Below are 25,054 nucleotides of genomic sequence, written 5' to 3'. Positions count from 1 at the left end.
CATCCGGATACCGTCGGGGGATGGCCACGACATTGCTGCTCATCGCCGATACGCATGTCCCCGGGCGGGCGCGGGCCCTGCCGGATGCCGTGCTCGCCGCGGCCGACGCGGCCGACCTCATCGTGCACGCGGGGGACTGGGTCGCGGCATCCGTCCTCGACGAGCTCGAGCGGCACGGCGAGGTGCTGGGGGTGTGGGGCAACAACGACGGAGCCGACCTGCGGTCGCGACTGCCCGAGGTGGCGCGTCGAACGATCGAGGGGGTGCGGTTCGCCGTCGTGCACGAGACCGGCGCCGCGGCGGGGCGCGAGCGACGGATGGACGCCGTCTACCCCGATGACGACGTGCTCGTCTTCGGCCACAGCCACATCCCGTGGGACACGACGACCCCGCGCGGACTCCGGCTGCTCAACCCGGGCTCGCCCACCGACCGGCGTCGCCAGCCTCACAAGACGTTCCTCACGCTCACGGTCGACGCGGGCGAGCTGCGCGATGTCGACCTCGTCGTGGTCTGAGCGACGGCGTCGGGCCGGGGCGACCCGCTCGTAGAATCGGGGTCATGACCGTCGCAGGCACGCCCGAGCTCGAAGCCGACCGCCAGGATCTCATCCGGCTGATCCAGGACGAGGCGGTGTTCCACGGCGACTTCACCCTCTCGAGCGGCAAGAAGGCGACGTACTACGTCGACATGCGTCGGCTGACGCTCGACCACCGCGCCGCGCCGGCGATCGGCCGCATCATGCTCGACCTCATCTCGGACGTCGACGGCGTCGTCGCGGTCGGCGGCCTCACCCTCGGCGCCGACCCGATCGCGAACGCCGTCATGCACGAGTCGGTGCGCGCGGGCCGCCCCCTCGATGCGTTCGTCGTGCGCAAGGAGCCCAAGGACCACGGCCGCGGTCGGCAGGTCGAGGGCGCGGATGTCGCAGGCAAGCGCGTCGTCGTCGTCGAGGACACCTCGACCACCGGCCAGTCCGCACTCAAGGCCGTCGAGGCGCTGCGGCGCGAGGGCGCTGAGCCCGTCGCGGTGGCCGTCATCGTCGACCGCAAGACCGGCGCCCAGGCAGCGGTCGAGGAGGCCGGGCTGCAGTGGCTCGCCGCGATCGACCTCGACGACCTGGGCCTCGCCCCGCAGTAAGGCGCTTCACCTGGCAGCATCCGCCGCTTCGGGCTGCGTGAGGGGGCATGAACTGGCAGGTGAACCGCAGCCGCCGAGGAATAGCGCGCGGGGCCTGGGCGGTTGCGGTTCAGTATGAGCCTGTACGAGCCCGCCGTCTTCGGTGCCCTGAACCTGTCGAACCGCGTCGTCATGGCGCCGCTCACGCGCACCCGCGCGGGCGAGGACGGTGTTCCCACCGACGTCATGGTCGAGTACTACCGCCAGCGCGCGGGGCAGGGCCTCATCATCACCGAGGGCACGTGGCCTGTCGTGGAGGGCAAGTCGTACCCCGGGCAGCCCGGCATCCAGACCGAGGAACAGATCGCGGGCTGGCGACGCATCGCCGACGCCGTCCATGAGGCCGGCGGCACCATCGTCATGCAGCTGATGCACGGCGGACGCGTGTCGCACCCCGACATCACCGGTGCCGACCGAGTCGTGGGCCCGAGCGCGCTGGCTGCGCCCGGGCAGACCCGCACCCCGAAGGGCAAGGCCGACATGCCGATCGCGCACGCGCTGACCGCGGCGGAGGTGCCCGAGGTCGTCGAGCAGTTCGCGCAGGCCGCGCGCAACGCGCTCGCGGCGGGGCTCGACGGTGTCGAGGTCCACGGCGCGAACGGATACCTCGTGCACGAGTTCCTCTCGCCCGTCTCCAACGTGCGCGACGACGAGTACGGCGGATCGCCCGCGAACCGCGCGCGCTTCGCGGTCGAGGTCACCCGGGCCGTAGCCGCTGCCGTGGGCGCCGACCGCACCGGCATCCGGCTCTCGCCGCAGCACAACATCCAGGGTGTGCTCGAGCACGACGACGCCGACGCCCGCGCGACCTACACGGCTGTCGCCGAGGGGCTCGCCCCCCTCGGGCTCGCGTTCGTCGATGTGCTCAGCGCCGACCCGACGGGCGAGCTCGTGCAGCACACCCGTCGCACGGCCGCCGCCCCCTTCATCCTCAACTCGGGCTTCGGGTCGCCCACGACCCGCGAGGAGGCCGAGACGCTCGTGACGTCGGACTGGGCGGATGCCGTCGCCGTCGGTCGCCCCGTGATCGCCAACCCCGATCTGGCGGCCCGGTGGGAGCAGCGGGCGGAGCTCAACGAGGCGCGCCCCGAATTCTTCTACGGCTCGACCGCCGAGGGCTACATCGACTACCCGTTCCTCGACGAGGTGCCCGCCGGCGCGGTCTGATCGACCCCGGACCCGAACCCGAGCGTCGCATCCATCGCCTCGTCGAAGCGGCGACGTGCGTCCTCGATGCGCGGCATATGCTCCTGCGCCCACGCGAGGATGACGTCGACGGGCGGGCGCAGGGTCTTGCCGAGCGCTGTGATCCGGTACTCCACGGCGACCGGCCGGGTGCTGAGCACGACGCGTTCCACGATGCCGTTGCGCTCGAGCCGCCGCAGAGTCGCGGTCAGCGACTTCTGCGTGACGGCGGGGATCGCGCGCCTGAGGGTGCTGAACCGGGCGGGCGCGTCGCACAGCTCGTTCAGCACCGCGAGCGACCACCTGTCGAGTACCTGGTCGAGCAGGTCGCGATGCGGGGCCGCGATCTCGAATCGGTCTGCGTCGGCGGGGGTGGTATCGGTCACGCTACTCAGTCTCGTTGAAGTGACTTCCGAGCACCAGGTATCCATGAGATACCAATAACGATGCAAGGAGCTTCACCATGACCGTTCACCTGTCGTCGCCCGACTCGCTGATGCAGGCCGTTCCGTACCACCACGTCGCCGTTGCCACCGGCGCGCGCCAGGTCCACGTCGCCGGCCAGATCGCCCGAACCGCCGACGGCAGGTCGGTGGCTCCCGGCGATCTCACCGGTCAGGTCGCGCACGCCCTCCGCAACACCCACGCCGCGCTGGAGAGCGCCGGCGCGGGGTTCGCCGATGTGGTCCGCTTGGCCTTCTACGTCACGGGGTGGGCGCCCGACCGCATCGCCGACTTCATGGCGGGCGTCCACGATGTGGCCGCGGAGATCGGGCTGCCCACACCGATGCCGCCGGCCTCGCTCATCGGGGTGGACTACCTCTTCGAGCCCGACGTCCTCGTCGAGGTGGAGGCGACCGCGGTCCTCGATTGACTCCCGGCGGCCGATCCGGGCTCAGCTCTGGAAGACGGGCAGCTGCGACGCGAGGCCGAGCAGCAGGCCGAAGAACATGAGCAGGATGATGCCGCGACGGGTCGACCCGCGATTGGTGCCGTCGGTGCCGATCTGCTGGTTGCGCACGAAGATGATCAGCGCGATCAGCAGGATCGCGAGACCGGTGAGCGCGAGGACGATCGACATCAGTCGTCGTCCCCGTCGCGGCGCCGCCGGACGAACTGCACGATGACGACCACGAGGGTCGTCGTGAGCATGAGCGCGACGCTGATCAGCAGGAGGTTCTGCTCGAACTCGTTCACAGGATGCCCGGATCCTCGGTCTCGTACGGCTCCGTCTCGAGCAGATCGGCGACGGAGTCGAGGATCTCGTCGGGGCGGAACGGGTACCGCTCGATCTCGGCGTCGTCCGAGATGCCGGTGCGCACGAGCACGGTGTGCAGACCCGCTTCGATGCCCGCCACGACGTCGGTGTCCATGCGGTCGCCGATCATGCCGGTGTTCTCGGAGTGCGCTCCGATGCGGTTCATCGCCGAACGGAACATCATGGGGTTCGGCTTGCCGACGACGTACGGGCTCTTCCCGGTCGCGTGCGAGATCAGGGCCGCGAACGAACCGGTCGCCGGAACGACGCCCTCCGGGGTCGGGCCCGTGGCATCCGGGTTGGTGATGATGAACCGCGCGCCGGCGTTGATGAACCGGATCGCCTTCGTGATGGCGTCGAAGGAGTAGTTGCGCGTCTCGCCCACCACGACGTAGTCGGGGTCGGTCTCGGTCATGATGTAGCCGGCCTCGTGGAGGGCGGTGGTGAGGCCCGCCTCGCCGATCACGAACGCCGAGCCGCCCGGATGCTGCGAACGCAGGAAGTCCGCCGTCGCGAGCGCCGACGTCCAGATACGGTCCTCCGGCACCTCCAGCCCCGACCGCGCGAGACGCGCGCTGAGGTCTCGGGGCGTGAAGAAGGGGTTGTTGGTCAGCACGAGGAACGGCGTGCCCGTCTCGCGCCACTGCGCGAGCAGTTCCGCCGCCCCCGGGATGGGGTGGTTCTCGTGGACGAGAACGCCGTCCATGTCCGTGAGCCAGCACTCGATATCGGCGCGTGTCCGCATGGCCCCAGCCTAGCTGTGGCGATCCGGCCGTAGTCTTCACTCGTGGCCCACGACGACTGGAATCCCCGCAAGCTGCCCGACCTGTCGGGCAAGCGGTATCTCGTCACGGGCTCCAACGCGGGACTCGGGTATTTCGCCAGTCTGCAGCTCGCTTCGGCCGGGGCCCACGTCATCATGACCGGCCGCAGCCCGCAGCGGCTCGCGACGGCGCGCGCCTCGGTCGTGCGAGCCCTGCCCGACGGGGTGGGATCGGTCGAGACGCTGCTGCTCGATACGAGCAACCTGGGCTCCGTGCGGGCAGCGGCGGCGACCGCCCGCGGCCGAAAGCCCCTCCACGGCCTGCTCCTGAACGCCGGGGTGGTGCATCCGCCGCGTCAGCGCCGCACGACGCCCGACGGTCACGAGCTGGTGTTCGCCACCAACGTCCTCGGCCACTACGCGCTCGCGGGGGAGCTGCTCATCGCGCTCGCCGCCGGCCGCGGCCGCATGGTCTGGGTCGGCTCCGTGTCGACATCGATCTGGAAGTACGACCCGACCGACATCGAGCTCGAGAGCGACTACTCGCCCTGGCGCGCATACGTGCAGTCGAAGGTCGCCACGACCTCACTCGGCCTCGAGGCCGACGAGCGCCTGCGGGCGGCGAGCGTGCCGGTCTCGAGCCTGGTCGCCCACCCCGGCTATTCCACGAGCGGGCGCACCCGTGGCATCGCCGGCATCAACGAGCCCTCGCGCATGACGCGTTTCACCGACAACCTGCAGGTCGCCGTGACGCAGTCCAAGGAACGGGGGGCGTGGGCGCTCGTGCGCGCACTCGTCGACCCGGATGCCGCGGGCGGCGAGTATTACGGGCCGGCCGGTGTGCTTCGGGGCGAGCCGCGCGTCGCGACGCCCGCGGCGATCACGCGCGATCCGGACATCGCCGCGCGCCTGTGGTCGTACTGCGAGCACACGACGCGCACGCCGTGGCCGTATCTGAAGGCGAGCCGGACGCGCGCGAAGAGCTGATCGCGCTCAGGCGGTGACCCAGATGGCCGCGGCGGCACCGGGTGGCAGCACGACGGAACCGCCGCCGTCGAGCCGCACGCTGTCGCGTCCGCTGACCGTCAGGGTGTGGCCCACGTCGACGCCGTGGCCCTCGAGCGTGCGCAACAGGGCGGGATCACGGTCGCTCACGCGAAGGATGCGGCCCTCGTGGCCGATCGCCGCTTCGGCGAGCAGCACGAACGGTTCGCGATGGACCTCGCCGTCGGCGTCCGGGATCGCGTCGCCGTGCGGATCGAACCGGGGATCGCCGAGCCGTTCGGCGATGCCCGAGAGCAGCCGGTCGCTGATGGTGTGCTCGAGCACCTCGGCCTCGTCGTGGACCTCGTCCCAGGCGTAGCCGAACTCGCGGACGAGCCAGGTCTCGATGAGGCGGTGACGCCGGATGATGGATGCCGCACGCCGCCGGCCGGCTTCGGTCAGGGCCACCGGTCCGTACGGGCGATGCGACACGAGGTCCTGAGCGGCGAGCTTGCGGACCATCTCCGTGACCGTCGATGGTGCGAGCCCGAGCGTCGCCGCGAGCTGCGAGGGGGTGATCGGCGCCGGCTGCCACTCGGTGTGGTGGTAGATCGTCTTCAGGTAGTCGTCGACGGCGGGGGAGGGCACACTCCAGATTATCCGCGGCGGCGGGATAGCCTGTCCCGGTGACCCGCCCCGACCCCGCCGACACGAGCGGCGACCGCGACGGCGTCGACGCGGAACCGCAGCTGCCGGTCGGCGTGGGGCCGTGGCCGGGCGGTCCGGACGCGTGGCCTGACGACCCCCGGTACGACCCGCAGCTGCTGGCCGACGGTGACCGCCGGAACGTCGTCGACCACTACCGCTATTGGCGGCTCGAGGCGATCGTGGCCGACCTCGACGAGCATCGGCATCCCTTCCACGTCGCGATCGAGAACTGGCAGCACGACATGAACATCGGCTCGATCGTGCGCAGCGCCAACGCCTTCGGCGCGGCGGAGGTACACATCGTGGGACGCCGGCGGTGGAACCGCCGGGGCGCGATGGTGACCGACCGCTACCAGCACGTCCGCCACCACGAGGATGTCGCCTCCTTCGCCGCGTGGGCGCAGGAGAACGACCTCCCGATCGTCGCCGTCGACAACGTCGCGGGGTCGGTGCCGGTGGACCGCGCCGACCTGCCCGAGCGGGCCGTCCTGATGTTCGGTCAGGAGGGGCCGGGGCTGTCGCCCGAGGCCGTGGCTGCGGCATCCGTCGTCGTCGAGATCACGCAGTACGGTTCGACCCGTTCCATCAACGCATCGGCCGCGGGCGCCGTCGTGATGTACGAGTGGTGCCGTCGCTGGGCTCGATGAGACCCGACCGGCGAGAGGTCACCGCTCCGGGTGGCGGTCCGGGGTGACGGCGTAGACGAACAGGCCCGTCGCCGAGGCGCTGAGCTCGACCGTCGCACCGGCCGGGACATCCTGGATGCCGTGCGGCTCGGCGTTCCCGTCGACGGCGGCGCACGGCACCTTTCCGCTCTCGGTGCTCGTGCCGTCGACGGTGACGGTGTAGGTCAGCTCGCTTCCCGATCCGGTGACGCAGGCGATCGTCACGACGGCGGGAGCCTCGCCGGCGGTGACGGTGATGATCGGCTCTCTGCCGGGCTCGAGAACACCGGCCTCGCGCTGGGTCCAAGACGCCCCGCCGAGCCCGTTCTCGGGGATCACGGTGTCAGCCCACTGCCGGGCGTCGTCGGCGGTGGGGCGGGGCAGCGTCCGGGGGTCGTCGGAGCGCGTCGGGATCTCGACCGGCGCTGTCTCCTGCGCGCAGCCGGAGGCGAGCATCCCGACCACGAGCACGGCGGCACCGGCGGCGGCGGCAGAGGTGAGCTTCGGCATGCCGCCACGCTAAGCGCGGAATCTGAGGTTCGCACGTGAATGGGGTTTCGACCCGATCACAGTTCGGCTTCGCGTCTCCGGGGTTCAGACGGCGATGCGCAGCCACGCGCCGCGCCGCACGCGCCACCCCAGCGTGACCAGCCGGGCGATCATGTAGACGCCGAAGAACGCCACGGCGAGCCAGGCGAGGCCTGCCGCGCCGCCCGGGTGCAGCGCTCCGATCACCAGGAGAGCGGGGATGAAGGGGATGAGGTTCAGGCCTCCGGCGATCGCGAGATAGCGCGCGTCGCCGGCGCCCATCAGCACCCCGTCGAGGACGAAGACGATGCCGCAGACGGGCTGCGCGATCGCGAGGACGAGCAGCGCCGGCTGGATCAGGGCGGCCACGGCCGGGTCGCCGGTGAACAGCAACCCGATGGCCCCCGACGTCGCGGCGATGACGCCCCCGACGAGTACGCCGAACCAGGCGCCCCAGGCGACGGTGCGACCGAGGACGCGCTGGACGAAGGCCTCGTCGCCGGCACCCAGGCCACGCCCGATGAGCGCCTGCGCGGCGATCGCGAGCGCGTCGAGCGCGAAGGCCGCGGTGGAGAAGATCGTGAAGGCGACCTGCCAGCCGGCGAGTTCGCTCGTGCCCAGGCCGGTCGCGACGGCGACGGTCGCGAGCAGCGCCGCGCGCAGCGAGACCGTCCGGAGGAACAGCCAGCCGCCGAGACGCGCCGACCCGCGCATGCCGTCGGCGCGGGGCCGGAGCGACGCCGAGTGCCGGCGAGCGAGGCGGCCGATCACGACCACGTAGGCTCCGACCATGCCCCACTGGGCGATCACGGTGCCCATCGCCGACCCGGCGATGCCCCAGCCGAACCCGTAGATGAAGAGGACGTTCAGCACCGCGTTGGCGCCGAAGCCGAGGCCGGCGATCCACAGCGGGGTGACGGTGTCCTGCATGCCGCGCAGCAGCCCGGTCGCGGCGAAGACGATGAGCATCGCCGGAAGACCCCACATCGACAGGCGGAGGTAGGTCTCGGCATCCGTCGCGACGGCCTCGCCGGCTCCGAACATGCCGACCAGCAGCGGCGTGGCGAGCGAGCCCGCGGCCGCGAGCACGGCGCCGAGGCCGAGCGCGAGCCACAGCCCGTCGATCCCCGCGCTGACGGCGCTGGTCGAATCGCCCGCTCCGAAGCGACGGGCCACCGCCGGGGTCGTGGCGTAGGCGAGGAACACCATCAGCCCCACGATCGTCTGCAGCACGGCGCCGGCGATGCCGAGCGCCGCGAGCGGCACGACGCCGAGGTGGCCGATGAGCGCGGCGTCGACGATGAGGAACATCGGCTCGGCGATGAGGGCGCCGAGGGCGGGAACGGCCAGCCGCAGGATCTCGCGGTTGAGCGTGGGCGCCATGACTCGAGCCTAGAGGCGTGACGCCGGCGGACCCGCCTTTGCACGACCGCCGGGTCGCTGTCGAGCGCGCGGAACGCCACCGCAACGACGGTTACCGTTGATCATCGACCGAGGGAGAGGACGCCGGATGCGGCTGCTCGAACGCCTGGCGATTGCGCGCCTGCACGCTCGGCTGCCGACGTGGGTCCGCGTCGTCGTGGCCGCAGCGGCCGTCGTGCTCGGCGTCGTCATCGTCATCCGTCCGACGACGGCTCTCGACGTCCTCGCCTGGTTGATCGGCGGCGGAATGGCGCTGACAGGCCTCCTCGAGCTCACCGGGCGCGAGGGCGAGGCGCACCGCCCGCGCTGGCGCACGGCAACGGGGGTCGCCTGGCTTCTCGGCGGCGCGATCGTCCTCCTCGCGCCGGGATTGACGGTGCGTGTCGTCGCGGTCGTCGTCGGCATCCTTCTCCTCGGTGGCGGCATCCTCGGCGTCATCGCAGCCTTCGGGCGTGGCCGTACCTGGGACGCGCGCATCGCCGACGCCGCTTTCGGCGCGTCGGGCGTCATCTTCGGCGCGCTCGCACTGTTCTGGCCCGACATCACCCTGCTCGTGACCGCCGTCGTCTTCGGCGCCCGGCTGATCATGAGCGGCGTCGTCGACCTCTGGACGCGGCTCCGCCGCCGTCGCGACGACCGCGTGGCCGAACGCGTGGGGCCGGACGGCAGGCCCCGCCGGCGCTGGGGACGGACGGTGGTCGCCATCGCCTCCGTCGCGCTGGCCGTGACCACGACGATCGTGACAGCGCCGTTGCGCGACGGCTCGACCGTCGTCGACGACTTCTATGCGGCGCCGCGTGACCTGCCCGACGAGCCCGGGCGTCTCGTGCGGGCGGAGCCGTTCGACGCCGGCATCCCGGCCAGCGCGGAAGGGTGGCGGATCCTCTACACGACGACCGGCGTCGACGGAGATGTCCGCGTCGCGAGCGCCATCGTCGCGGTGCCGCGCGAGGGCGACGGGCAATGGCCGGTGATCGACTGGAACCACGGGACCACCGGGTTCGCGCAGCACTGCGCCCCCTCGCTGCAGCCGCGCGGACTGTGGGCGGGCGCTTTCTACATGCTGCCGCGAGCCATCAAAGAGGGCTGGGCCGTCGTCGGCACCGACTACATCGGACTCGGCACCGAGGGGCCGCATCCCTATCTCGTCGGGCTGCCGAGCGCCCACGCCTCGCTCGACGCCGTTCGGGCTGCGCGCGAGCTCGAGGAGGCCGACCTCGGCGCCCGCACCGTCGTGTGGGGGCATTCGCAGGGCGGTGCGGCGGCGCTGTGGACGGGCGCGGTCGCCCGTGAGTACGCTCCCGAGGTCTGGGTGCAGGGCGTCGCCGCCCTCGCGCCGGCGAGCGACCCCGCAGCTCTCGTGCAGGGCATCTCGAGTGTCACCGGCGGCAGCATCTTCGCGTCCTACGCCTTCGCCTCGTTCTCGTCGATCTATCCCGAGATCGAGTACCGCGACTATGTGCGTCCCGGCGCGGAGACCGTGCTGCGGCAGATGTCGGAGCGGTGCCTGTCCGACCCGACGATCGTGCTCTCCGTCGCCGCGGCTCTCGGGATGAGCCGCGACCCGGCGCTGTTCTCGCGGTCGCCGGCATCCGGAGTGCTCGGGCGGCACCTGCGCGAGAACACGGCGCCGCTGCGCTCCACCGCGCCCGTGCTGCTGGCGCACGGCGGGGCCGACAGCGTCATCCCGGTGCAGACCCAGGCCGCATTCGTCGACCGCATGTGCGCGGCCGGTCAGGACGTCGACTTCCGCACGTACGCGGGGTTCGAGCATGCGGGGGTCGTCGAGCGACCGTCGCCCCTCATCGACGAGCTGTTCGACTGGACGAGGGATCGTTTCGCCGGCATCCCGGTTGCCGAGGGGTGTACCACCACGGAACGCTGAATGGTCTCAGAAGTTCGTGTCGTCCGGTCGGCCTAGCATGGGTGCCATGACCGACCCCGTCCTTCCCTCCGGCATCGACATCGCCGAGCTGAGTCCCGAGATCCGACCGCAGGACGACCTGTTCCGGCACGTCAACGGCAGCTGGCTCGAGCGCACCGAGATCCCCGACGACAAGGCCCGCTGGGGATCGTTCCACGTCATCGCCGAGCAGGCCGAGAGCGACGTCCGCGCCATCATCGACGAGGCGACGACCGCCGAGCCGGGCACGGTGCAGCGGAAGATCGGCGACCTGTTCACGAGCTTCATGGACACGGCTCGCATCGACGAGCTCGGTGCCGAGCCGCTCCGACCGCAGCTGGCGCGCGTCGACGCGGTCGACTCGATCCCGGCGCTGCTGCGCACCGTCGGCGAGCTCGAGCGCGAGGGCATCGGCGGCATGATCGGTACCTTCATCGAGCCCGACCCGGGCAATCCCGAGCGCTACGTCGTGTTCTTCGTGCAGGGCGGGCTGTCGCTCCCCGACGAGAGCTACTACCGCCTCGACGGCTTCGCCGCGACGCGCACGGCCTTCCGCGGATACGCCGAGCGCATGCTCGAGCTCGCCGGGGTCGCAGACGCCGCGGAGCAGGCCGAGCGCATCGCACGGCTCGAGACGGAGCTCGCCGCGCACCACTGGGACAACGTGCGAAACCGCGACGCCGTCGCGACCTACAACCTGCACACGTGGGACGAGGTGACGGCCCTCGCCGGCGTCGACCTCGACCCGTGGCTGGAGGGGCTCGCGCCGCGGCACCGTGACGGTTTCGCCGAGATCAACGTCAATCAGCCGAGCTTCCTCTCCGGGCTCGGCACGCTCTTGACCGACGAGCACCTCGAGGACTGGAAGGCCTGGCTGCGTTTGCAGGTCGTTCGCGCCTCGGCGCCGTTCCTGCCCGACGCTTTCGTCGCCGAGAACTTCGACTTCTACGGCACCCAGCTCACCGGCGTGCCCGTCAACCGCGAGCGCTGGAAGCGCGGCGTGAGCATCGTGCAGGCGGCGCTCGGCGAGGCTGTCGGCGAGATCTACGTCGAGCGGCATTTCCCGCCGCAGGCCAAAGTCGAGATGGATGCCCTCGTCGACAACCTTATCGAGGCGTACCGGCAGTCGATCACGGGGCTCGAGTGGATGACGCCGGCCACCCGCGAGCGCGCGCTCGAGAAGCTCGCCGCCTTCACTCCGAAGATCGGCTACCCCGACCGCTGGAAGGACTATTCCGCGCTCGAGATCGACCCCACCGACCTCCTGGGCAACGTGCTGCGTTCCACCGAGTGGGAGTACGAGCGTCAGCTGGCGAAGCTCGGTCAGCCGATCGACCGCGACGAGTGGCACATGACGCCGCAGACGGTCAACGCGTACTACAACCCGCTGATGAACGAGATCGTGTTCCCCGCGGCGATCCTGCAGCTGCCCTTCTTCTCGTCCGAGCGCGATGCCGCGGCGAACTACGGCGGCATCGGGGCGGTCATCGGTCACGAGATCGGGCACGGGTTCGACGACCAGGGCAGCGCCTACGACGGCACCGGCGCGCTCAACGACTGGTGGACCGACGCTGATCGTGCTGCCTTCGAGGAGCGCACGGGCGCCCTGATCGAGCAGTACAACGCCCTCGTGCCGCGGGGCCTCGGCGACGAGCACACCGTGAACGGGGCGCTGACCATCGGGGAGAACATCGGCGACCTCGGTGGCCTCGGCATCGCCCTCAAGGCCTACCGGCTCCACCTCGCCGCGACGATGTCGCCGGAGGAGCTGGCCGAAGCGCCCGACGGTCCCGTGATCGACGGCTTCACGGGTGTGCAGCGGCTGCTCCTGAGCTGGGGTCAGATCTGGCAGCAGAAGGGCCGCGACGCCGAGACCATTCGACTGCTCACGATCGACCCTCACGCTCCGAACGAGTTCCGTTGCAACCAGATCGTCCGTAACATCGATGCGTTCTACGACGCATTCGGCGTCACCGAGGGAGACGAGCTGTGGCTCGCCCCTGATCGCCGCGTCACGATCTGGTGATCACCCGAACCGAATCGCTCAGACTGACTCCGACGGAGACGAGAACATGACGGTGGATGGATCCGAGTCCTCCTCCGGGACCGCCCGCTCGCGCGCGGAGCGACGGGGCGCCGCGCGTCCGCGACGTCGCTCGAGCGTGCCGCGCCGGGGGTTCGCGTCGACCGAGAAGGCGCTCGACACGCTGGCGGCTTCAGGAGCACGGGTGTCCGTGCGGGTCAGCGACCTCGACCGCGGCACACCGGTGCTCGCGGGCGACGACTTCGTCACGCTGCCCGTCGCGGGGATGGGGATCGTCCCGCTGCTGATCGAGGTGGCCACGCGGTTCGACGCCGGGACCCTCGACCCGCTCGAGATCGTCGATCGTTCGACAGTGGGCGACGTCGCCGTCGCGGGACTCTGGCGACACCTCGTGGCACCGGCCCTCCCGCTCGGCGACCTCGCCGTGCTCGCGGCTTCGACGGGCGACGCCCTCGCGGCCAACGCCCTGCTCGAGCGGGTCGGTCTCGATGCGGTGCGCGCCCGGATCGGGAGCCTGGGGATGCCGCGCACGGCGCTGCTCGACCGGTTCCGTGACACCCGTGGGCCCGACGATGCCCCGCACTACGCGCTCGGCACGGCACGCGAGCTCGCCGCGATGTTCGCGGCCCTCGTCAACACCGACGTCGTCTCGCCCGGCGTCAGCGCCCAGGTGTCGGAGTGGCTGAGCCTGAACCACGACCTGTCGCTCGTCGGCTCGGTGACGGGACTCGACCCCTTCGCGCACGACGACGACAAGCACGAGCTGCTGTTCGTGAACAAGACCGGCCGCGCCGACGGCATCCGCGCCGAGGCCGGCGTGCTCGCTGGCCCCCGTGCCGGGGTGTCGTACGCGCTCCTGGTCGGGTTCGACGACCTGTCGATGAGCGACCGCCTGCGCGCTCATGAGGCGTTCCGCGCGTTCGGGCTCGATCTCATGGAGTACGTCTTCTGATCCGATCCCGCTGTTCGCTTGACTCTCACACCGTGTCAGGCTGTCGAGTGGGATCACCATGTTGAGTATCGGAGAGTTCGCCCGGCTGGCCGGCGTGTCGGTGCGGATGCTGCGCCATTACGACCAACTCGGTCTGCTGCATCCGCATCGCGTCGATCCGGCCTCGGGCTACCGCTCATACTCCGCGTCGCAGCTCGATCGAGCCAACCGGCTGATCGCGCTGAAGGACCTCGGCTTCACCCTCGAACAGGTCGGCCGGCTGCTCGACGACGGTATGTCGTCGGCATCGGTGGCCGCGCTCCTGCGGGAGCGGAGGGCTGAGCTGAGCGGTCAGATCACCGCGGACGTACAGCGGCTGCACGAGGTCGAGGCGAGGCTCCGATCGATCGAGAAGGAGATACCCGTGTCCACATTCATCGAGACCGCACTGCCCGAGCTGACTCTGACTCAGCTGTCGGTCCGCATCGACGAGATGGCGCAGATCGAAGACGAGATCAGCGTCATGTTCCAACGCGTGAACGACAGCATCGATGCCGCCGGTGCGCGACGGCTGGGCCCCGGCGTCGCGGTCTACATGACAACAGGCGACGGCATGATCGCCGCCGCGGCCGAGCAGATCGGTGACGCTCCGGTGCCCGACGGCCTCGAGCGGGCGGTCGTCTCGGCCGAACCGCGAGCGCTCACCCTTCGCTACGAGGCCGACGATCTCGCTGGCATCCAGAGCGCGTGGCAGGCGCTGGTCGCCGAGGCGGAGCGGCGCGGACTGCGATCCGACGGCGCGTGCCGCGAGATCTACCTGCAGACGCCCTATGACGGCGACCGATGGGTCATCGACCTGCAGCAGCCCGTGTCCTGAGCGCCGGCGCGGGCAGCGCTAGCCTGGGGGAGTGAGTTTGCTGGATCCCCGAGAAGCCGCACGACGTGAACAGGCCAAGTATCGGGGGACCACCTCCGCCTTGGCCGCGAGCCTGATCTGGGGCATCCTGTCGGTCGCCGCTGCGGCGGTCGTCGGGTTCGCTATCGGCGGCATCTTCGAGCAGCTCCGGGTCGTGAACATCAACAGTGTGTTCGGCACGCGCGACACCGGCGTCCCCATGGCTGCGCGCGGGTGGGGCCTGCCCGTCGGCATCCTTCTGCTGATCGTCTGCATCGGCCAGTACGGCAAGTGGAACCACCGGTTCAGCGCCCGCGAGAAGGGCTACGCGGCGATCGGCCCGCTCACGATGATCCTGGCCGGGCTGGCGATCGGCACGTGGATCGCGACGACGATGTGGATCGAGCCCGACGCCGTCGGCGTCGCCGTCGACCCGACATTCGGCGGCAACGAGACCTGGGGTGTCGGCGAGTGGATCCTGTACGCCGGACAATGGTGGCTGCCCGGGCTCTTCACGCTCCTCGCCGTGCTGAGCTACATCGCGCGGGTGCGCTCCCTCGCGACGCGCCGCCGCAACAACGCGGTCATCTCACGCCTCCTGGCCTCCGGCTCGCGCGTCGACGCGGAGATCGTCGAGGCACCCCTTCCCGCGCATGACGCGTCGCGGATGGCCGCGTCGCTGGTGGCGAAGTTCACCGACGCCGTGGGCACGGATCGTTGGGTCACGACCATGGTGCTCATCGCGCCGCGCGAGGTGCCGGCGATCGGTGACACGCGTCCGCTCGTATTCGATCCCGCCGATCCCGGCGACACGACGCGCATCTTCCTGTCGCCGACCGGCGCGACGGGCCCCGACGACTTCGAGCCGGTGCAGCCCGCGAGCTGAGACCCGGCCCGCGAGCTCGCGCGGCCCGCGGTCAGAAGACGATCGTGTGGTTGCCGTGTCGGATGACGCGGTCCTGCGCGTGCCACAGCACCGCCCGCGAGAGCACCTGACGCTCGACGTCGGCGCCGCGGCGGGCGAGCTCGGCCGCCGTCTCGGCGTGGGTGACCCGGATCGTGTCCTGCTCGATGATCGGCCCCTCATCGAGGTCGGTCGTGACGTAGTGGCTCGTCGCGCCGATGAGCTTGACGCCGCGTTCCTTGGCCTTCTTGTAGGGCTCGGCGCCGATGAAGGCGGGGAGGAACGAGTGGTGGATGTTGATGACGGGCACGCCGAGCTTCTCGAGGAAGTCCGACGACAGGATCTGCATGTAGCGGGCCAGGACGACGAAGTCGACGTTGCCGACGAGCAGCTTCAGGATCTCGGCCTCGGACGCCGACTTGTCGGGGCCGGGCGTCGACGGGACGTGGAAGAACGGGACGTTGAACGAGCGGACGTCCTCGGCCGAGGTGGTGTGGTTCGACACGACCATCGGTACCGTCACGGGCAGATCGCCGCGGCGGTGGCGCCACAGCAGGTCGAGCAGGCAGTGGTCCTGCTTCGACGACAGGATCGCCATGCGCTTAGGCACCGACTGGTCGGTCAGCGACCACTGCAGATCGAACCCGGCGAGCGTCTCGCCGATCTCGGCTTCGATCGACGGGCGGTCGACGGCGAAGTTCGGGCGGTGGAAGACCACGCGGCAGAAATAGGCGCCACCGGTCGGGTCATCGGAGTACTGGTCGAACGCGACGATGTTGCCGCCCACGCGGGTGACCATCGCCGACAGGGCGGCGATGATGCCCGGCTGGTCCTGCCCGTGCACGATGAGGCAGGCGTGGGCGGGGTGGAGCGCAGTCGACGAATCGGTCATCCTTCGATTCTGCCCTGTCCCAGCCCCCGGTTCGGCACCCGGCTCAGTCGACGTCGAGGTAGTCCTCGATGACGAAGGCGGCCTCGCCGGCGTGCGTCGCCGGGAAGAGGTGCCCGCCACCCTCGAGGGTCACGAGGCTGACGAGGCCGGGAGCGGCGGCCTGCAGGCGCTCGCCGTTCGCGGGCGGCAGCACCTCGTCGTCGGCGCCCTGGATGAGCATGACCGGAACCGTCGGGGCGAGCGCGCGCCACTCCTCGGCCGACACGGATGCCGCGGCCGCCGCCTGCAGCGGCTCGAGGTCGGTGCGGGGCTCGTCGCCCTCGGCGCCGAGCAGCAGCACGCCGTCGACGCGGTCGGTGTGGTCGATCGAGACGGTGCGCGCGACGGCGCCGCCGAAGGCGTGACCGCCGACCCAGGCGTCGCCGAGTCCGACGTGGTCCATGACGTCGACGACATCCTGTGCCAGGTCGTGCAGCGTGACGCCCTCGGTCTGCGCCGTGCGGTAGCCGACCCGCAGGATGCGGAAGTCCTCCTCGGCCAGCACGTGGGCGAGCGTTCCGAGCGCCGCGACGTTGCTGTAGCCCGGGATCAGCACCAGGACCGGCTCGCTGCCGGCATCCTCGACGTAGGGGATGGCGCGGCCCTCGGGCTCGAAGATCTGCGGCTGTGTGTCGGTCATGGCTCCCTCTCGCGGTGTCCTGCGACCATTCACGCTAGCCGAATCAGCTGGGCGCCCGCGGTCGCGGGTGCATCGCGGCCCGACAGCCCGCGGGGGTGGGTCACCAGACGATGCCGCCGCCGAGCGAGATGCCGCCCCAGGTGAGCAGCACGAAGATGCCCGCGAAGACGACCGGAGCGATACCGGCGCCGCTGCGCGCGAGGCCCTTGAGCAGGGCGATCACCACCAGCACAGCGGCCACGAGCGAGAGACCGCCCCCGAGCACGAAGCCGATGAACAGCGGGATCGGCATGAGGATGAGCCCGAGGAGGCCGACCCAGAAGGCGGCCCAGGCGGTGGGGTTGGAACGACGCGCGACGGAAGAGGACATGTGTCCATCCTCTCGCGTGTGTCAGCGGACGTCGCGCATGAGAGCGAGCACGGGCTTGCGGGCCGCTGCGAGCGCGAGGCCGAGGACGATCGCGATGGCGGCGAGGATCGAGAAGTAGGGCACCTCGTTCTCGGGATTGTAGAGCGGCGCGAGCAGTCCCGAGATCGCCGTTCCCAGCGAGACCGAGAGGAAGAACAGCGCGACCATCTGCGTCTGGAACCTCGCCGGCGCGAGCTTCGTCGCGGCCGACAGCCCGACGGGCGAGATCAGCAGCTCGGCGACGGTGAAGACGAACAGGATGCCGACGATGCCGAGCAGCGGGGTCGCGGCCGGGCCGCCGCCGGCGAATGGCAGGAAGAGCAGGAACGCCAGCCCCATGACGATGACGCCCGCGGCGAATTTGATCGGCGTCGAGGGCTGACGAGTTCCGAGCTTCGTCCACAGGGCCGCGAAGACCCCCGAGAGGATGATGATGAACACGGGGTTGATGGAATTGACCCAGTCCGGCGGCATCTCCCACCCGAGGACGTTCCGGTCCAGCCGCTTCTCGGCGTAGATCGGGATGACGGTGAACTGCTGCTGATACAGCGACCAGAAGGCGACGCTGACGATGAAGAGCGGGATGAAGCCGTACACGCGCGACCGCTCGGTCGAGGTGATCCGAGAGCTCGAGATGATCACGGTGAAGTACGCGAGGGTCGCGGCGATGACGACGATGACGACGACGAGCGACAGGTTGTCGGCCCGGATGACGCCGAGGGTGATCAGGAGCGCGATAGCCGCGACGGCTGCGACCGCGATGCCGATGACCAGCGGGTAGCGCGACCGGGGCAGCGGGTTGGGAACGCGACGTGCGGCCTCGGGCAGCGACCGGCGTCCGATCGCGTACTGGATCAGGCCGATGGTCATGCCGACCGCCGCGGCTCCGAACGCCCAGTGGAAACCGAGGCTCGTGCGCAGGAAGCCGGTGAGCAGCGGCCCCGCGAAGGCGCCGAGGTTGATGCCGAGGTAGAACAGCGAGAATCCGGCGTCGCGGCGGGGGTCGTGCTCCGAGTAGAGGGATCCGACGACCGCCGTGGCGTTCGCCTTCAGCCCGCCCGAGCCGAGCGCGACCAGCACGAGTCCGACCGCGACAGACAGCAGCCCCGGGAGCACGGCGAGCGCGACGTGGCCCGCGACGATGATGATCGCGCTGAAGAAGAGCACGCGCTCGGAGCCGAGCAGGCGATCGGCGATCCAGGCTCCGAGGATCGTGGAGAGGTAGACCGCTCCGCCGTAGGCGCCGACGATGCCGACGGCTGTGGCCTCGGGCAGGCCCGCCCCGCCCTCCGAGACCGAGAAGTAGAGGTAGTAGACCAGGACGATCTGCATGCCGTAGAAGCTGAACCGCTCCCACAGCTCGACACCGAAGATGTGTGTGAGCGCCCACGGCTGCCCGAAGAAGCGGCGGTCGTTCCGGCTGTCGTCGGGGGAGTGGGGGCGGGATGCGGTGGTGTCTGCGTCCTCGTGGCTCATGGATGCCGACGATACGCCGCTCAGGGCAGCGACGGGCGCGACTCGTGCGGATCGCGGCGCTGCGGTATGCACAGCGCCACGGCCAGGGCGATCACGGCGGCGCCCAGGCCGAGGGCGAACGAGACCTGGAACGCGGCCGGTGTCGGCACGGCGACGCCGTCGCGCTCGATCGACAGGGCAGCCAGCACGGCGCCGACGAGAGCGGCCGCGGTGCTCGTCCCGAGGGAGCGGAAGAGGGCGTTCAGGCCGTTCGACGCGCCGGTCTCGGTCGGCGGGACCGAGCGCATGATGAGCATCGGCATGCCGGCGTAGCCGAATCCGATGCCCACGCCGATGAGGAGGTTCGCCACGAGCAGGTGCCAGACCTCGGAGGCCCACAGCAGCGAGAAGCCGTAGGCGAGGATCAGGGCTATCGAGCCGAGGACGAGCAGCAGGCGCGGCCCCACCGTTCGGGCCAGTCGCCCCGAGAACGGCGAGAGGATCATCATCACCAGACCCGCCGGCATGATGATGAGGCTCGCCTGCAGCAGCGTCAGCCCGAAGCCGCCGACCGTCTCGGGAAGCTCGAGCATCTGCGGGTACGACACGTTCGAGGCGAAGAGCGAGAAACCGATCGCGACCGACGCGAGGTTCGTCAGCAGCACTGCCGGGCGGGCGGCGACGCGCAGGTCGAGCAACGGGTCGGCGATGCGCAGCTCGAACCGGCCCCACACCAGCAGGACGAGGATGCCGCCGAGGCCGCACGCGAGGGTCGCCGCCGACGTCCAGCCCCAAGTGTTCCCGCGCGAGACCGCGAGGAGCACTCCGGTCAGACCGACCGCGAGGCCGATCGCCCCGATGAGGTCGAAGCGCCCCGGCGTCCGCAGCACGCTCGGGGGAACGACGAGCACGACCAGCACGAGCACGATCGCGCCCAGGCCCGCCGACATCCAGAACAGCACGTGCCAGTCGCTCGTCTCGGTGATGAGCGCGCTCACGGGCATGCCGACGGCGCCCCCGACGCCGAGGGTCGCCGACATCAGTGCGATCGCCGCGTCGACGCGGTTCTCGTGCAGCACGTCGCGCATGATCGAGATCCCGAGCGGCACGACGCCGGTCACCGCACCCTGCAGCGCGCGCCCCACGATCACCCCGACGATGTCCGTGGACAGCGCCGCGACGACCGACCCGGCGATGAGCAGGCCGAGCAGTACGAGCACGATGCGGCGCTTGCCGTACATGTCGCCGAGGCGCCCCGCGATGGGGGTGAACACCGCGGCGGCGAGGAGGGTGGCGGTGACGACCCACGCCGTGTCTTCGCGGCTCGCGTCGAGCAGCTCGGGCAGTTTCGACTGAATGGGGACGACGAGGGTGAACATGAACGACGAGGCCAGTCCCGCGATCGCCAGCACCGTGACGATCGCGCCCTGTCGCGGCATCCGGGTGAGTCGTCGTCGTCCGCTCTCACCCGATGCCATCCCTTCAGGCTATCCGCGGCGGCGTAGGGTGGGCTCATGAGCGAGAGCGTTCCCCCGACCCCAGCCGACGTGCCCGCGGGGATCGACATCCGCCCCCTCGAGACCGTCGCCGACATCTTCGCCGGCGCCGCGGTGCTGCGCGAGGTGTGGGGCGGCGACCGCGATTCGGTGCCCACGAACCTCATGCGCGCCCTCGCCTACTCCGGCAACTACGTGGTCGGACTCTTCGACGGCGACCGGGTCGTCGGTGCGTCGGTGGCGTTCTTCGCCGAGCCGGGTGCGCGGTCGATGCACTCGCACGTGACCGGTGTGCTGCCGGAGTACCAGCAGCAGGGACTTGGGCGCGTGCTCAAGCAGCACCAGCGCGCGTGGGCCTTCGCCCGTGAGGTCGGCACCATCACGTGGACGTTCGACCCGCTCTTCGCGCGCAACGCGCACTTCAACCTGCAGGTACTCGGAGCCCGCATCAGCGACTACCTCGTCGACCAGTACGGGCTCATGGACGACGGCATCAATCGCGGCGAGGTCACCGACCGGCTCATGGTGACGTGGCCGCTCGCGGCGCCGCCGCAGGAGCGTCCGTCCGACGACCGGATCGTCGCGACGATCGAGGTGCCCGCCGACATCCACGCCATCCGCGCCGCCTCTCCCGCGGACGCCGACGCCTGGCGCGACCGCGTGCGCGCGCAGTTCCTCGAGCACTTCGCGGCCGGGCTCACCGTCGGCGGCTTCGACGACGAGCGCGGCTACCTCCTCGTCCGACCCTGACCTGCGCCGCGCGCGGCGTGGTTACTCCGCGCCGGCGTCGCGCCAGTCGTCGGACTCGAGGTGAGAGCCGGCCTGCGGGCCCATCTGCAGCATCCCGCCGTCGACGACCCACGTCGCACCGGTGACATACGACGACGCCGGCGACGCCAGGAACGCGACGACCGCGGCGATCTCCTCGGGCTTGCCCGGGCGCGGGATCGGGATGCCGGGGCGGTGGGTCTTCTCGGCCTCGTCGCCCTCCATGTCGTTGATGGGGGTCGCGATCTCGCCGGGCGCGACCGAGTTGACGGTGATGTCTCGGGGGCCGAGCTCCTGCGCCATCGTCTTCACGAGGCCCTCGAGGCCGTGCTTCGAGGCGACGTAGGCGGCCGAGCCGACCCGCGGCTGCGAGCCGTGGACGCTCGTCACCGCGATGATGCGCCCGCCGTCACCGGCATCCGCCATGAGCTTCGCGGCGGTCTGCATTCCGAGGAAGGCGCCGTCGAGGTTGAGCGCGACGACCGTCCGCCACCCGTCGAGGTCGAGGTCGAGCACGGGCCCGCCGGTGCCGCCGCCGGCGTTGTTGACGAAGACGTCGAGGCCGCCGAGCTCCTCGGCGAGGTGCTCGATGACACCGGGGACCTTCTCGAACTCGGTCGCGTCGAACTGGGCGACGACGGCCTTGCGGCCCCGGGCCCGAACGCCCGCTGCGGTCTCGTTCGCGCCCTCCTCGTCGGAGTGCCAGGTGACCCCGACGTCCATCCCCACGTCGGCGAGGGCGAGGGCGGTCGCACGGCCGATCCCCGAGTCGGAAGCGGTCACGATGGCACGGCGAGGAGTGAACGTCATGCCCCGACGCTACGAACCCCCGGCGCGGTGTCGCACCCGGTTGACAATCCCGCGCGGGAACTCCTCAGATCCCGGCGCCCGGAAACGACGAAGCCCCGTCATCACGCGAGAGGTGAGACGGGGCGTCGTCGGATCTGAGGAGTCAGCGCGGGGTCACTCCGCCGAGGTCTCCTCCGGAGCCGGAGCCGGAGCCGGAGCCGGAGCCGGCGCCGAAGCCGCGGCGGCGTCGTCCTCGCGCAGGCCCTGGGCGACACCGCGGCCGGTGGCCTGGCCCTGGATGATCTGGCGCAGGTCGATGCCGGTCGTGGCCTGCACGGCGTCGAAGGTGGCGCGCATGCTCGACGCGCTCTCGGAGGCGATGTGGCTCGATGCGCCGTCGCCGCCGAGCACCGTGATGGAGCCGACCTTGTCGAAGCCGCGGGCGAACTCGGTCATCAGCGGCACGAGGGCCTCGATCGCACGCTGGGCGAGCAGGGCCTCCTGGTTCTGGGCGATGGCGGCGGCCTCGGCCTCGATCGCCTCGGCGCGGGCCTCACCGGCCAGGCGCACGGCGTCGGCCTCGGCCTGGGCGCGCAGGCGCGTGGCCTCGGCCTCCTGGGCAGCGATCTGTGCGCGGGCCTCGGCGGCCTTGACCTCGGCGTACGCATCGGCGTCGGCCTTGCGCTGGCGCTCGTAGAGCGAGGCGTCGGCGACCTTCTTGATGTCGGCGTCGAGCTGGGCCTGCCGGTTCTCGGCGGCCTGCAGCAGCACGTCCTGCTCGCGCTGCGCGCGGGCGAGAGCCTCGGCCTGCTCTGCCTCGGCGCGGGCGCGGCCGACCTCGGCGGAGGCGGCGGCGGAGTTCTTGTCGTACGCGGTCTGCTCGATGAGGTTCGCCTCGTCGGTCGCGAGCTGACGCGCCTTGACCTCGCGGGCGGCGTTGATGCGGGCGACCTCGGCCTCGCGGCGAACGCGCTCGACCTCGGTCGCGCCGAGGGCGTCGATGTAGCCGTTCTTGTCGGTGATGCCCTGGATCTGGAACGAGTCGAGGATGAGGCCCTGGGCCAGCAGGTCGCTCTTGATGCCCTCGGCGATCTGGTCCGACAGTTTCTGGCGGTCCTTCATGAGCTGCTCGACGGTCAGCGTTGCGACGACGCCGCGGAGCGCGCCCTCGAGCTGTTCGGTCGTGAACTGCTCGATCGCGCCGTCCTGCGACAGGAAGCGCTCGGCGGCACGACGCACGAACTCGGGGTCCGAGCCGATCTTCACGAGGGCCACGCCTGCCACCGACACGGTGACGCCGTTGGATGCCTGAGCCGTGGGCTCCATCTTGATCTGACGTGCGCGCAGCGAGATCATCTCGGCGCGCTGGGTCAGCGGGTTGACGAGGGCGCCGCCGCCGGTGATCACCGAGATGCGCGAGGAGTCTCCCGCCGCGTTCTTCTGGCTGCGACCGACGACGACGAGTGCCTGGTCGGCCTTGGCGACCTTGTACCAGGCCCGCACCATGATCAGCAGGAAGATCAGAAGGATGATGACGGCGATCACGGCGATGCCGCCGATCACGAGCGCGCCTCCGGCGAATAGAGCTTCCATGCTGACCTTTCCCGTGCGTAACGATGTGTCCTTCGACCGTATCGGGGTCGACCTGCGCGGCGCGACTAGAATCGAGGATGCCGTTGTCTGCGGCATCCGCGCCGCCGGCGCATCCCGAAAACGACCATGAGGAGCCACCTGTGGCCGAGCAGTCCCGCCTCGACAAAGTCATCGCCCTCGCCCGTCACCGCGGGTTCGTCTTCCAGGCGGGGGAGATCTACGGCGGTTCGCGCTCCGCGTGGGACTACGGCCCCCTCGGCACGGAGCTCAAGGAGAACATCCGCCGCCAGTGGTGGCAGACCTTCGTGCGCGGTCGCGGCGACATGGTCGGCCTCGACTCGTCGATCATCCTGCCCAAGCGCGTCTGGGAGGCCTCCGGCCACGTCGCGACCTTCACCGACCCCCTGGTCGAGTGCCTGCAGTGCCACAAGCGCTTCCGCGAAGACACCCTCATCGAGGACTTCGAGGCGCGCAAGGGCCGCAAGGCCGAGAACGGCCTCGCCGACGTCCCGTGCCCGAACTGCGGCACCAAGGGCCAGTACACCGAGCCCAAGTCGTTCTCGGGCCTCGTGAAGACCTACCTCGGCGTCGTCGACGACGAGACCGGCCTGTACTTCCTGCGCCCCGAGACCGCGCAGGGCATCTTCGTGAACTTCTCGAACGTGCTCACCGCGAGCCGCAAGAAGCCGCCGTTCGGCATCGGCCAGGTCGGCAAGGCGTTCCGCAACGAGATCACGCCCGGTAACTTCATCTTCCGCACGCGCGAGTTCGAGCAGATGGAGATCGAGTTCTTCACGCCGCCCGCCGAGGCGCAGCAGTGGTTCGAGCACTGGGTCGAGGCGTGCTGGAACTGGTTCATCGAGCTGGGCATCGACGCCGACAACATGCGGCGCTTCGACGTCCCCGAGGACGACCGCGCCCACTACTCCGCCGGCACGATCGACGTCGAGTACCGCTTCGGGTTCCCGGGCAAGGAGTGGGGCGAGCTCATGGGCGTCGCGAATCGCACCGACTACGACCTGGGCAGCCACTCCGAGGCATCCGGCCAGTCGCTGACCTACTTCGACCAGGCATCCGGCGAGAAGTACACGCCGTACGTGATCGAGCCCTCGTTCGGCCTGACGCGGGCCATGATGGCCTTCCTCGTCGACGCGTACGACGAAGAAGAGGTGCCCAACGCGAAGGGCGGCGTCGACACCCGCACCGTGCTGCGCCTCGACCCGCGCCTGGCGCCCGTCAAGGTGGCCGTGCTGCCCCTCAGCCGCAACGAGCGTCTCTCGCCGCTGGCGCGCGAGGTCGCCGACACGCTGCGCGGCCGCGGCTGGAACATCGACTTCGATGACGCCGGTGCGATCGGGCGCCGCTACCGCCGTCAGGACGAGGTCGGCACGCCGTTCTGCGTCACCGTCGACTTCGACTCGCTCGACGACCGGGCCGTCACCGTGCGCGACCGCGACACGATGGCGCAGGAGCGCATCGCGCTCGACGCGCTCGAGGGCTATCTCGCCGAGCGCCTGCGCGGCGCCTGACGCACCTTCGGGCGGAGAACGACGCGAACCTCGGAGCCATCCTGCGATGGACTCCGAGGTTCGCGCTTTTCTCCGAC

General features: G+C 70.6%; 26 protein-coding genes. 13 read left to right on the top strand and 13 right to left on the bottom strand.

The features are described 5' to 3' along the window. The first annotated feature begins 20 nt into the window (after nt 1-20). The 3 genes from ABIC53_RS10805 (at nt 21) to ABIC53_RS10795 (ending at nt 2,344) form a co-directional block, all read left to right on the top strand. Complete coding sequence (locus tag ABIC53_RS10805; protein ID WP_269267055.1) at nt 21-515, top strand: metallophosphoesterase family protein; 495 nt, start codon at nt 21-23, stop codon at nt 513-515. Nucleotides 516-559: 44 nt separating this feature from the next. Further along, nucleotides 560-1,138 carry an orotate phosphoribosyltransferase gene (gene pyrE / locus ABIC53_RS10800; protein ID WP_112616119.1) on the top strand — a complete coding sequence of 193 codons (579 nt, stop codon included), beginning with the start codon at nt 560-562 and terminating at the stop codon, nt 1,136-1,138. A gap of 114 nt (nt 1,139-1,252) precedes the next feature. Further along, nucleotides 1,253-2,344 (top strand): alkene reductase, encoded by a 1,092-nt coding sequence (locus tag ABIC53_RS10795; protein WP_354451449.1) that lies wholly within the window; start codon nt 1,253-1,255, stop codon nt 2,342-2,344. Here ABIC53_RS10795 and ABIC53_RS10790 read toward each other — a convergent pair. Then, on the bottom strand, nt 2,305-2,748 hold the full coding sequence (locus tag ABIC53_RS10790; protein WP_354451447.1) for a winged helix-turn-helix transcriptional regulator: 444 nt from the start codon (nt 2,746-2,748) through the stop codon (nt 2,305-2,307). The genes ABIC53_RS10795 and ABIC53_RS10790 overlap by 40 nt on opposite strands. Before the next feature lie 77 nt (nt 2,749-2,825). Between ABIC53_RS10790 and ABIC53_RS10785 the strand changes: the two genes are divergently transcribed. Then, the gene (locus ABIC53_RS10785) at nt 2,826-3,236 is read left to right on the top strand and encodes a RidA family protein (RefSeq protein WP_282501965.1); all 411 of its coding nucleotides are present in this window, start codon (nt 2,826-2,828) and stop codon (nt 3,234-3,236) included. 21 nt (nt 3,237-3,257) lie between these two features. Here the strand turns inward: ABIC53_RS10785 and ABIC53_RS10780 are convergent, their stop codons facing one another. Together ABIC53_RS10780 and ABIC53_RS10775 are read right to left on the bottom strand one after the other, a co-directional pair. Then, a complete protein-coding gene (locus ABIC53_RS10780) occupies nt 3,258-3,443 on the bottom strand; it encodes a hypothetical protein (RefSeq protein ID WP_112616125.1) in 186 nt (61 codons plus the stop codon). Nucleotides 3,444-3,555: 112 nt separating this feature from the next. Continuing rightward, nucleotides 3,556-4,365 (bottom strand): HAD-IIA family hydrolase, encoded by an 810-nt coding sequence (locus ABIC53_RS10775; RefSeq protein ID WP_112616127.1) that lies wholly within the window; start codon nt 4,363-4,365, stop codon nt 3,556-3,558. Between the two features lie 42 nt (nt 4,366-4,407). Here ABIC53_RS10775 and ABIC53_RS10770 point away from each other — a divergent pair, with 42 nt between their 5' ends. Then, entirely contained in the window at nt 4,408-5,370 is a 963-nt protein-coding gene (locus ABIC53_RS10770) for an SDR family NAD(P)-dependent oxidoreductase (RefSeq protein ID WP_112616129.1), read from the top strand. Between the two features lie 6 nt (nt 5,371-5,376). On the opposite strand, the gene ABIC53_RS10765 is transcribed toward ABIC53_RS10770, so the two are convergent. Then, nucleotides 5,377-6,015 (bottom strand): metal-dependent transcriptional regulator, encoded by a 639-nt coding sequence (locus ABIC53_RS10765; protein WP_114589053.1) that lies wholly within the window; start codon nt 6,013-6,015, stop codon nt 5,377-5,379. Between the two features lie 38 nt (nt 6,016-6,053). Between ABIC53_RS10765 and ABIC53_RS10760 the strand changes: the two genes are divergently transcribed. Further along, complete coding sequence (locus ABIC53_RS10760; RefSeq protein ID WP_404568331.1) at nt 6,054-6,722, top strand: TrmH family RNA methyltransferase; 669 nt, start codon at nt 6,054-6,056, stop codon at nt 6,720-6,722. 18 nt (nt 6,723-6,740) lie between these two features. On the opposite strand, the gene ABIC53_RS10755 is transcribed toward ABIC53_RS10760, so the two are convergent. Further along, nucleotides 6,741-7,250, bottom strand: a complete 510-nt coding sequence (locus ABIC53_RS10755) for a hypothetical protein (RefSeq protein ID WP_354451444.1) — start codon at nt 7,248-7,250, stop codon at nt 6,741-6,743. 84 nt (nt 7,251-7,334) lie between these two features. Next, the gene (locus ABIC53_RS10750) at nt 7,335-8,651 is read right to left on the bottom strand and encodes an MATE family efflux transporter (RefSeq protein ID WP_354451442.1); all 1,317 of its coding nucleotides are present in this window, start codon (nt 8,649-8,651) and stop codon (nt 7,335-7,337) included. A gap of 127 nt (nt 8,652-8,778) precedes the next feature. On the opposite strand from ABIC53_RS10750, the gene ABIC53_RS10745 reads away from it, so the two are divergent. The 5 genes from ABIC53_RS10745 to ABIC53_RS10725 are packed head-to-tail and all read left to right on the top strand — an operon-like array spanning nt 8,779 to nt 15,349. Further along, complete coding sequence (locus ABIC53_RS10745) at nt 8,779-10,575, top strand: alpha/beta fold hydrolase (protein ID WP_112616139.1); 1,797 nt, start codon at nt 8,779-8,781, stop codon at nt 10,573-10,575. A 46-nt stretch (nt 10,576-10,621) separates the two neighbouring features. Beyond that, complete coding sequence (locus tag ABIC53_RS10740) at nt 10,622-12,619, top strand: M13 family metallopeptidase (RefSeq protein ID WP_323987155.1); 1,998 nt, start codon at nt 10,622-10,624, stop codon at nt 12,617-12,619. A 46-nt stretch (nt 12,620-12,665) separates the two neighbouring features. Further along, nucleotides 12,666-13,589 carry a serine hydrolase gene (locus tag ABIC53_RS10735; RefSeq protein ID WP_112616143.1) on the top strand — a complete coding sequence of 308 codons (924 nt, stop codon included), beginning with the start codon at nt 12,666-12,668 and terminating at the stop codon, nt 13,587-13,589. Between the two features lie 58 nt (nt 13,590-13,647). After that, nucleotides 13,648-14,445, top strand: coding sequence for a MerR family transcriptional regulator (locus tag ABIC53_RS10730; protein WP_354451439.1), 798 nt, complete (start codon nt 13,648-13,650; stop codon nt 14,443-14,445). A 31-nt stretch (nt 14,446-14,476) separates the two neighbouring features. After that, nucleotides 14,477-15,349, top strand: coding sequence for a hypothetical protein (locus ABIC53_RS10725; protein ID WP_269267066.1), 873 nt, complete (start codon nt 14,477-14,479; stop codon nt 15,347-15,349). A 31-nt stretch (nt 15,350-15,380) separates the two neighbouring features. Here the strand turns inward: ABIC53_RS10725 and purU are convergent, their stop codons facing one another. The 5 genes from purU to ABIC53_RS10700 form a co-directional block, all read right to left on the bottom strand. Then, on the bottom strand, nt 15,381-16,259 hold the full coding sequence (purU, locus tag ABIC53_RS10720; RefSeq protein WP_114589060.1) for a formyltetrahydrofolate deformylase: 879 nt from the start codon (nt 16,257-16,259) through the stop codon (nt 15,381-15,383). Between the two features lie 43 nt (nt 16,260-16,302). Further along, the gene (locus ABIC53_RS10715) at nt 16,303-16,938 is read right to left on the bottom strand and encodes an alpha/beta fold hydrolase (protein WP_112616151.1); all 636 of its coding nucleotides are present in this window, start codon (nt 16,936-16,938) and stop codon (nt 16,303-16,305) included. A 100-nt stretch (nt 16,939-17,038) separates the two neighbouring features. Next, the gene (locus ABIC53_RS10710; RefSeq protein WP_112616153.1) at nt 17,039-17,308 is read right to left on the bottom strand and encodes a hypothetical protein; all 270 of its coding nucleotides are present in this window, start codon (nt 17,306-17,308) and stop codon (nt 17,039-17,041) included. Between the two features lie 21 nt (nt 17,309-17,329). Continuing rightward, nucleotides 17,330-18,823, bottom strand: coding sequence for a peptide MFS transporter (locus ABIC53_RS10705; protein WP_354451436.1), 1,494 nt, complete (start codon nt 18,821-18,823; stop codon nt 17,330-17,332). Nucleotides 18,824-18,843: 20 nt separating this feature from the next. Beyond that, nucleotides 18,844-20,241 carry an MFS transporter gene (locus ABIC53_RS10700; protein ID WP_274178541.1) on the bottom strand — a complete coding sequence of 466 codons (1,398 nt, stop codon included), beginning with the start codon at nt 20,239-20,241 and terminating at the stop codon, nt 18,844-18,846. 75 nt (nt 20,242-20,316) lie between these two features. Here ABIC53_RS10700 and ABIC53_RS10695 point away from each other — a divergent pair, with 75 nt between their 5' ends. Beyond that, the gene (locus ABIC53_RS10695) at nt 20,317-21,048 is read left to right on the top strand and encodes a GNAT family N-acetyltransferase (protein WP_181574180.1); all 732 of its coding nucleotides are present in this window, start codon (nt 20,317-20,319) and stop codon (nt 21,046-21,048) included. 21 nt (nt 21,049-21,069) lie between these two features. On the opposite strand, the gene ABIC53_RS10690 is transcribed toward ABIC53_RS10695, so the two are convergent. Together ABIC53_RS10690 and ABIC53_RS10685 are read right to left on the bottom strand one after the other, a co-directional pair. Continuing rightward, nucleotides 21,070-21,876 (bottom strand): SDR family oxidoreductase, encoded by an 807-nt coding sequence (locus ABIC53_RS10690; RefSeq protein WP_274178250.1) that lies wholly within the window; start codon nt 21,874-21,876, stop codon nt 21,070-21,072. A gap of 153 nt (nt 21,877-22,029) precedes the next feature. Continuing rightward, nucleotides 22,030-23,448, bottom strand: a complete 1,419-nt coding sequence (locus ABIC53_RS10685; protein WP_323987160.1) for an SPFH domain-containing protein — start codon at nt 23,446-23,448, stop codon at nt 22,030-22,032. Between the two features lie 140 nt (nt 23,449-23,588). On the opposite strand from ABIC53_RS10685, the gene ABIC53_RS10680 reads away from it, so the two are divergent. Then, nucleotides 23,589-24,977, top strand: a complete 1,389-nt coding sequence (locus ABIC53_RS10680) for a glycine--tRNA ligase (RefSeq protein WP_112616161.1) — start codon at nt 23,589-23,591, stop codon at nt 24,975-24,977. Nucleotides 24,978-25,054: the final 77 nt, after the last annotated feature.

It is taken from the genome of Microbacterium sp. 1262 (assembly GCF_040544895.1).
Lineage (GTDB): Bacteria > Actinomycetota > Actinomycetes > Actinomycetales > Microbacteriaceae > Microbacterium > Microbacterium plantarum.
The sequence above is the reverse complement of the archived record's forward strand: the minus strand, read 5'-3'. Positions and strand labels throughout refer to the sequence as shown.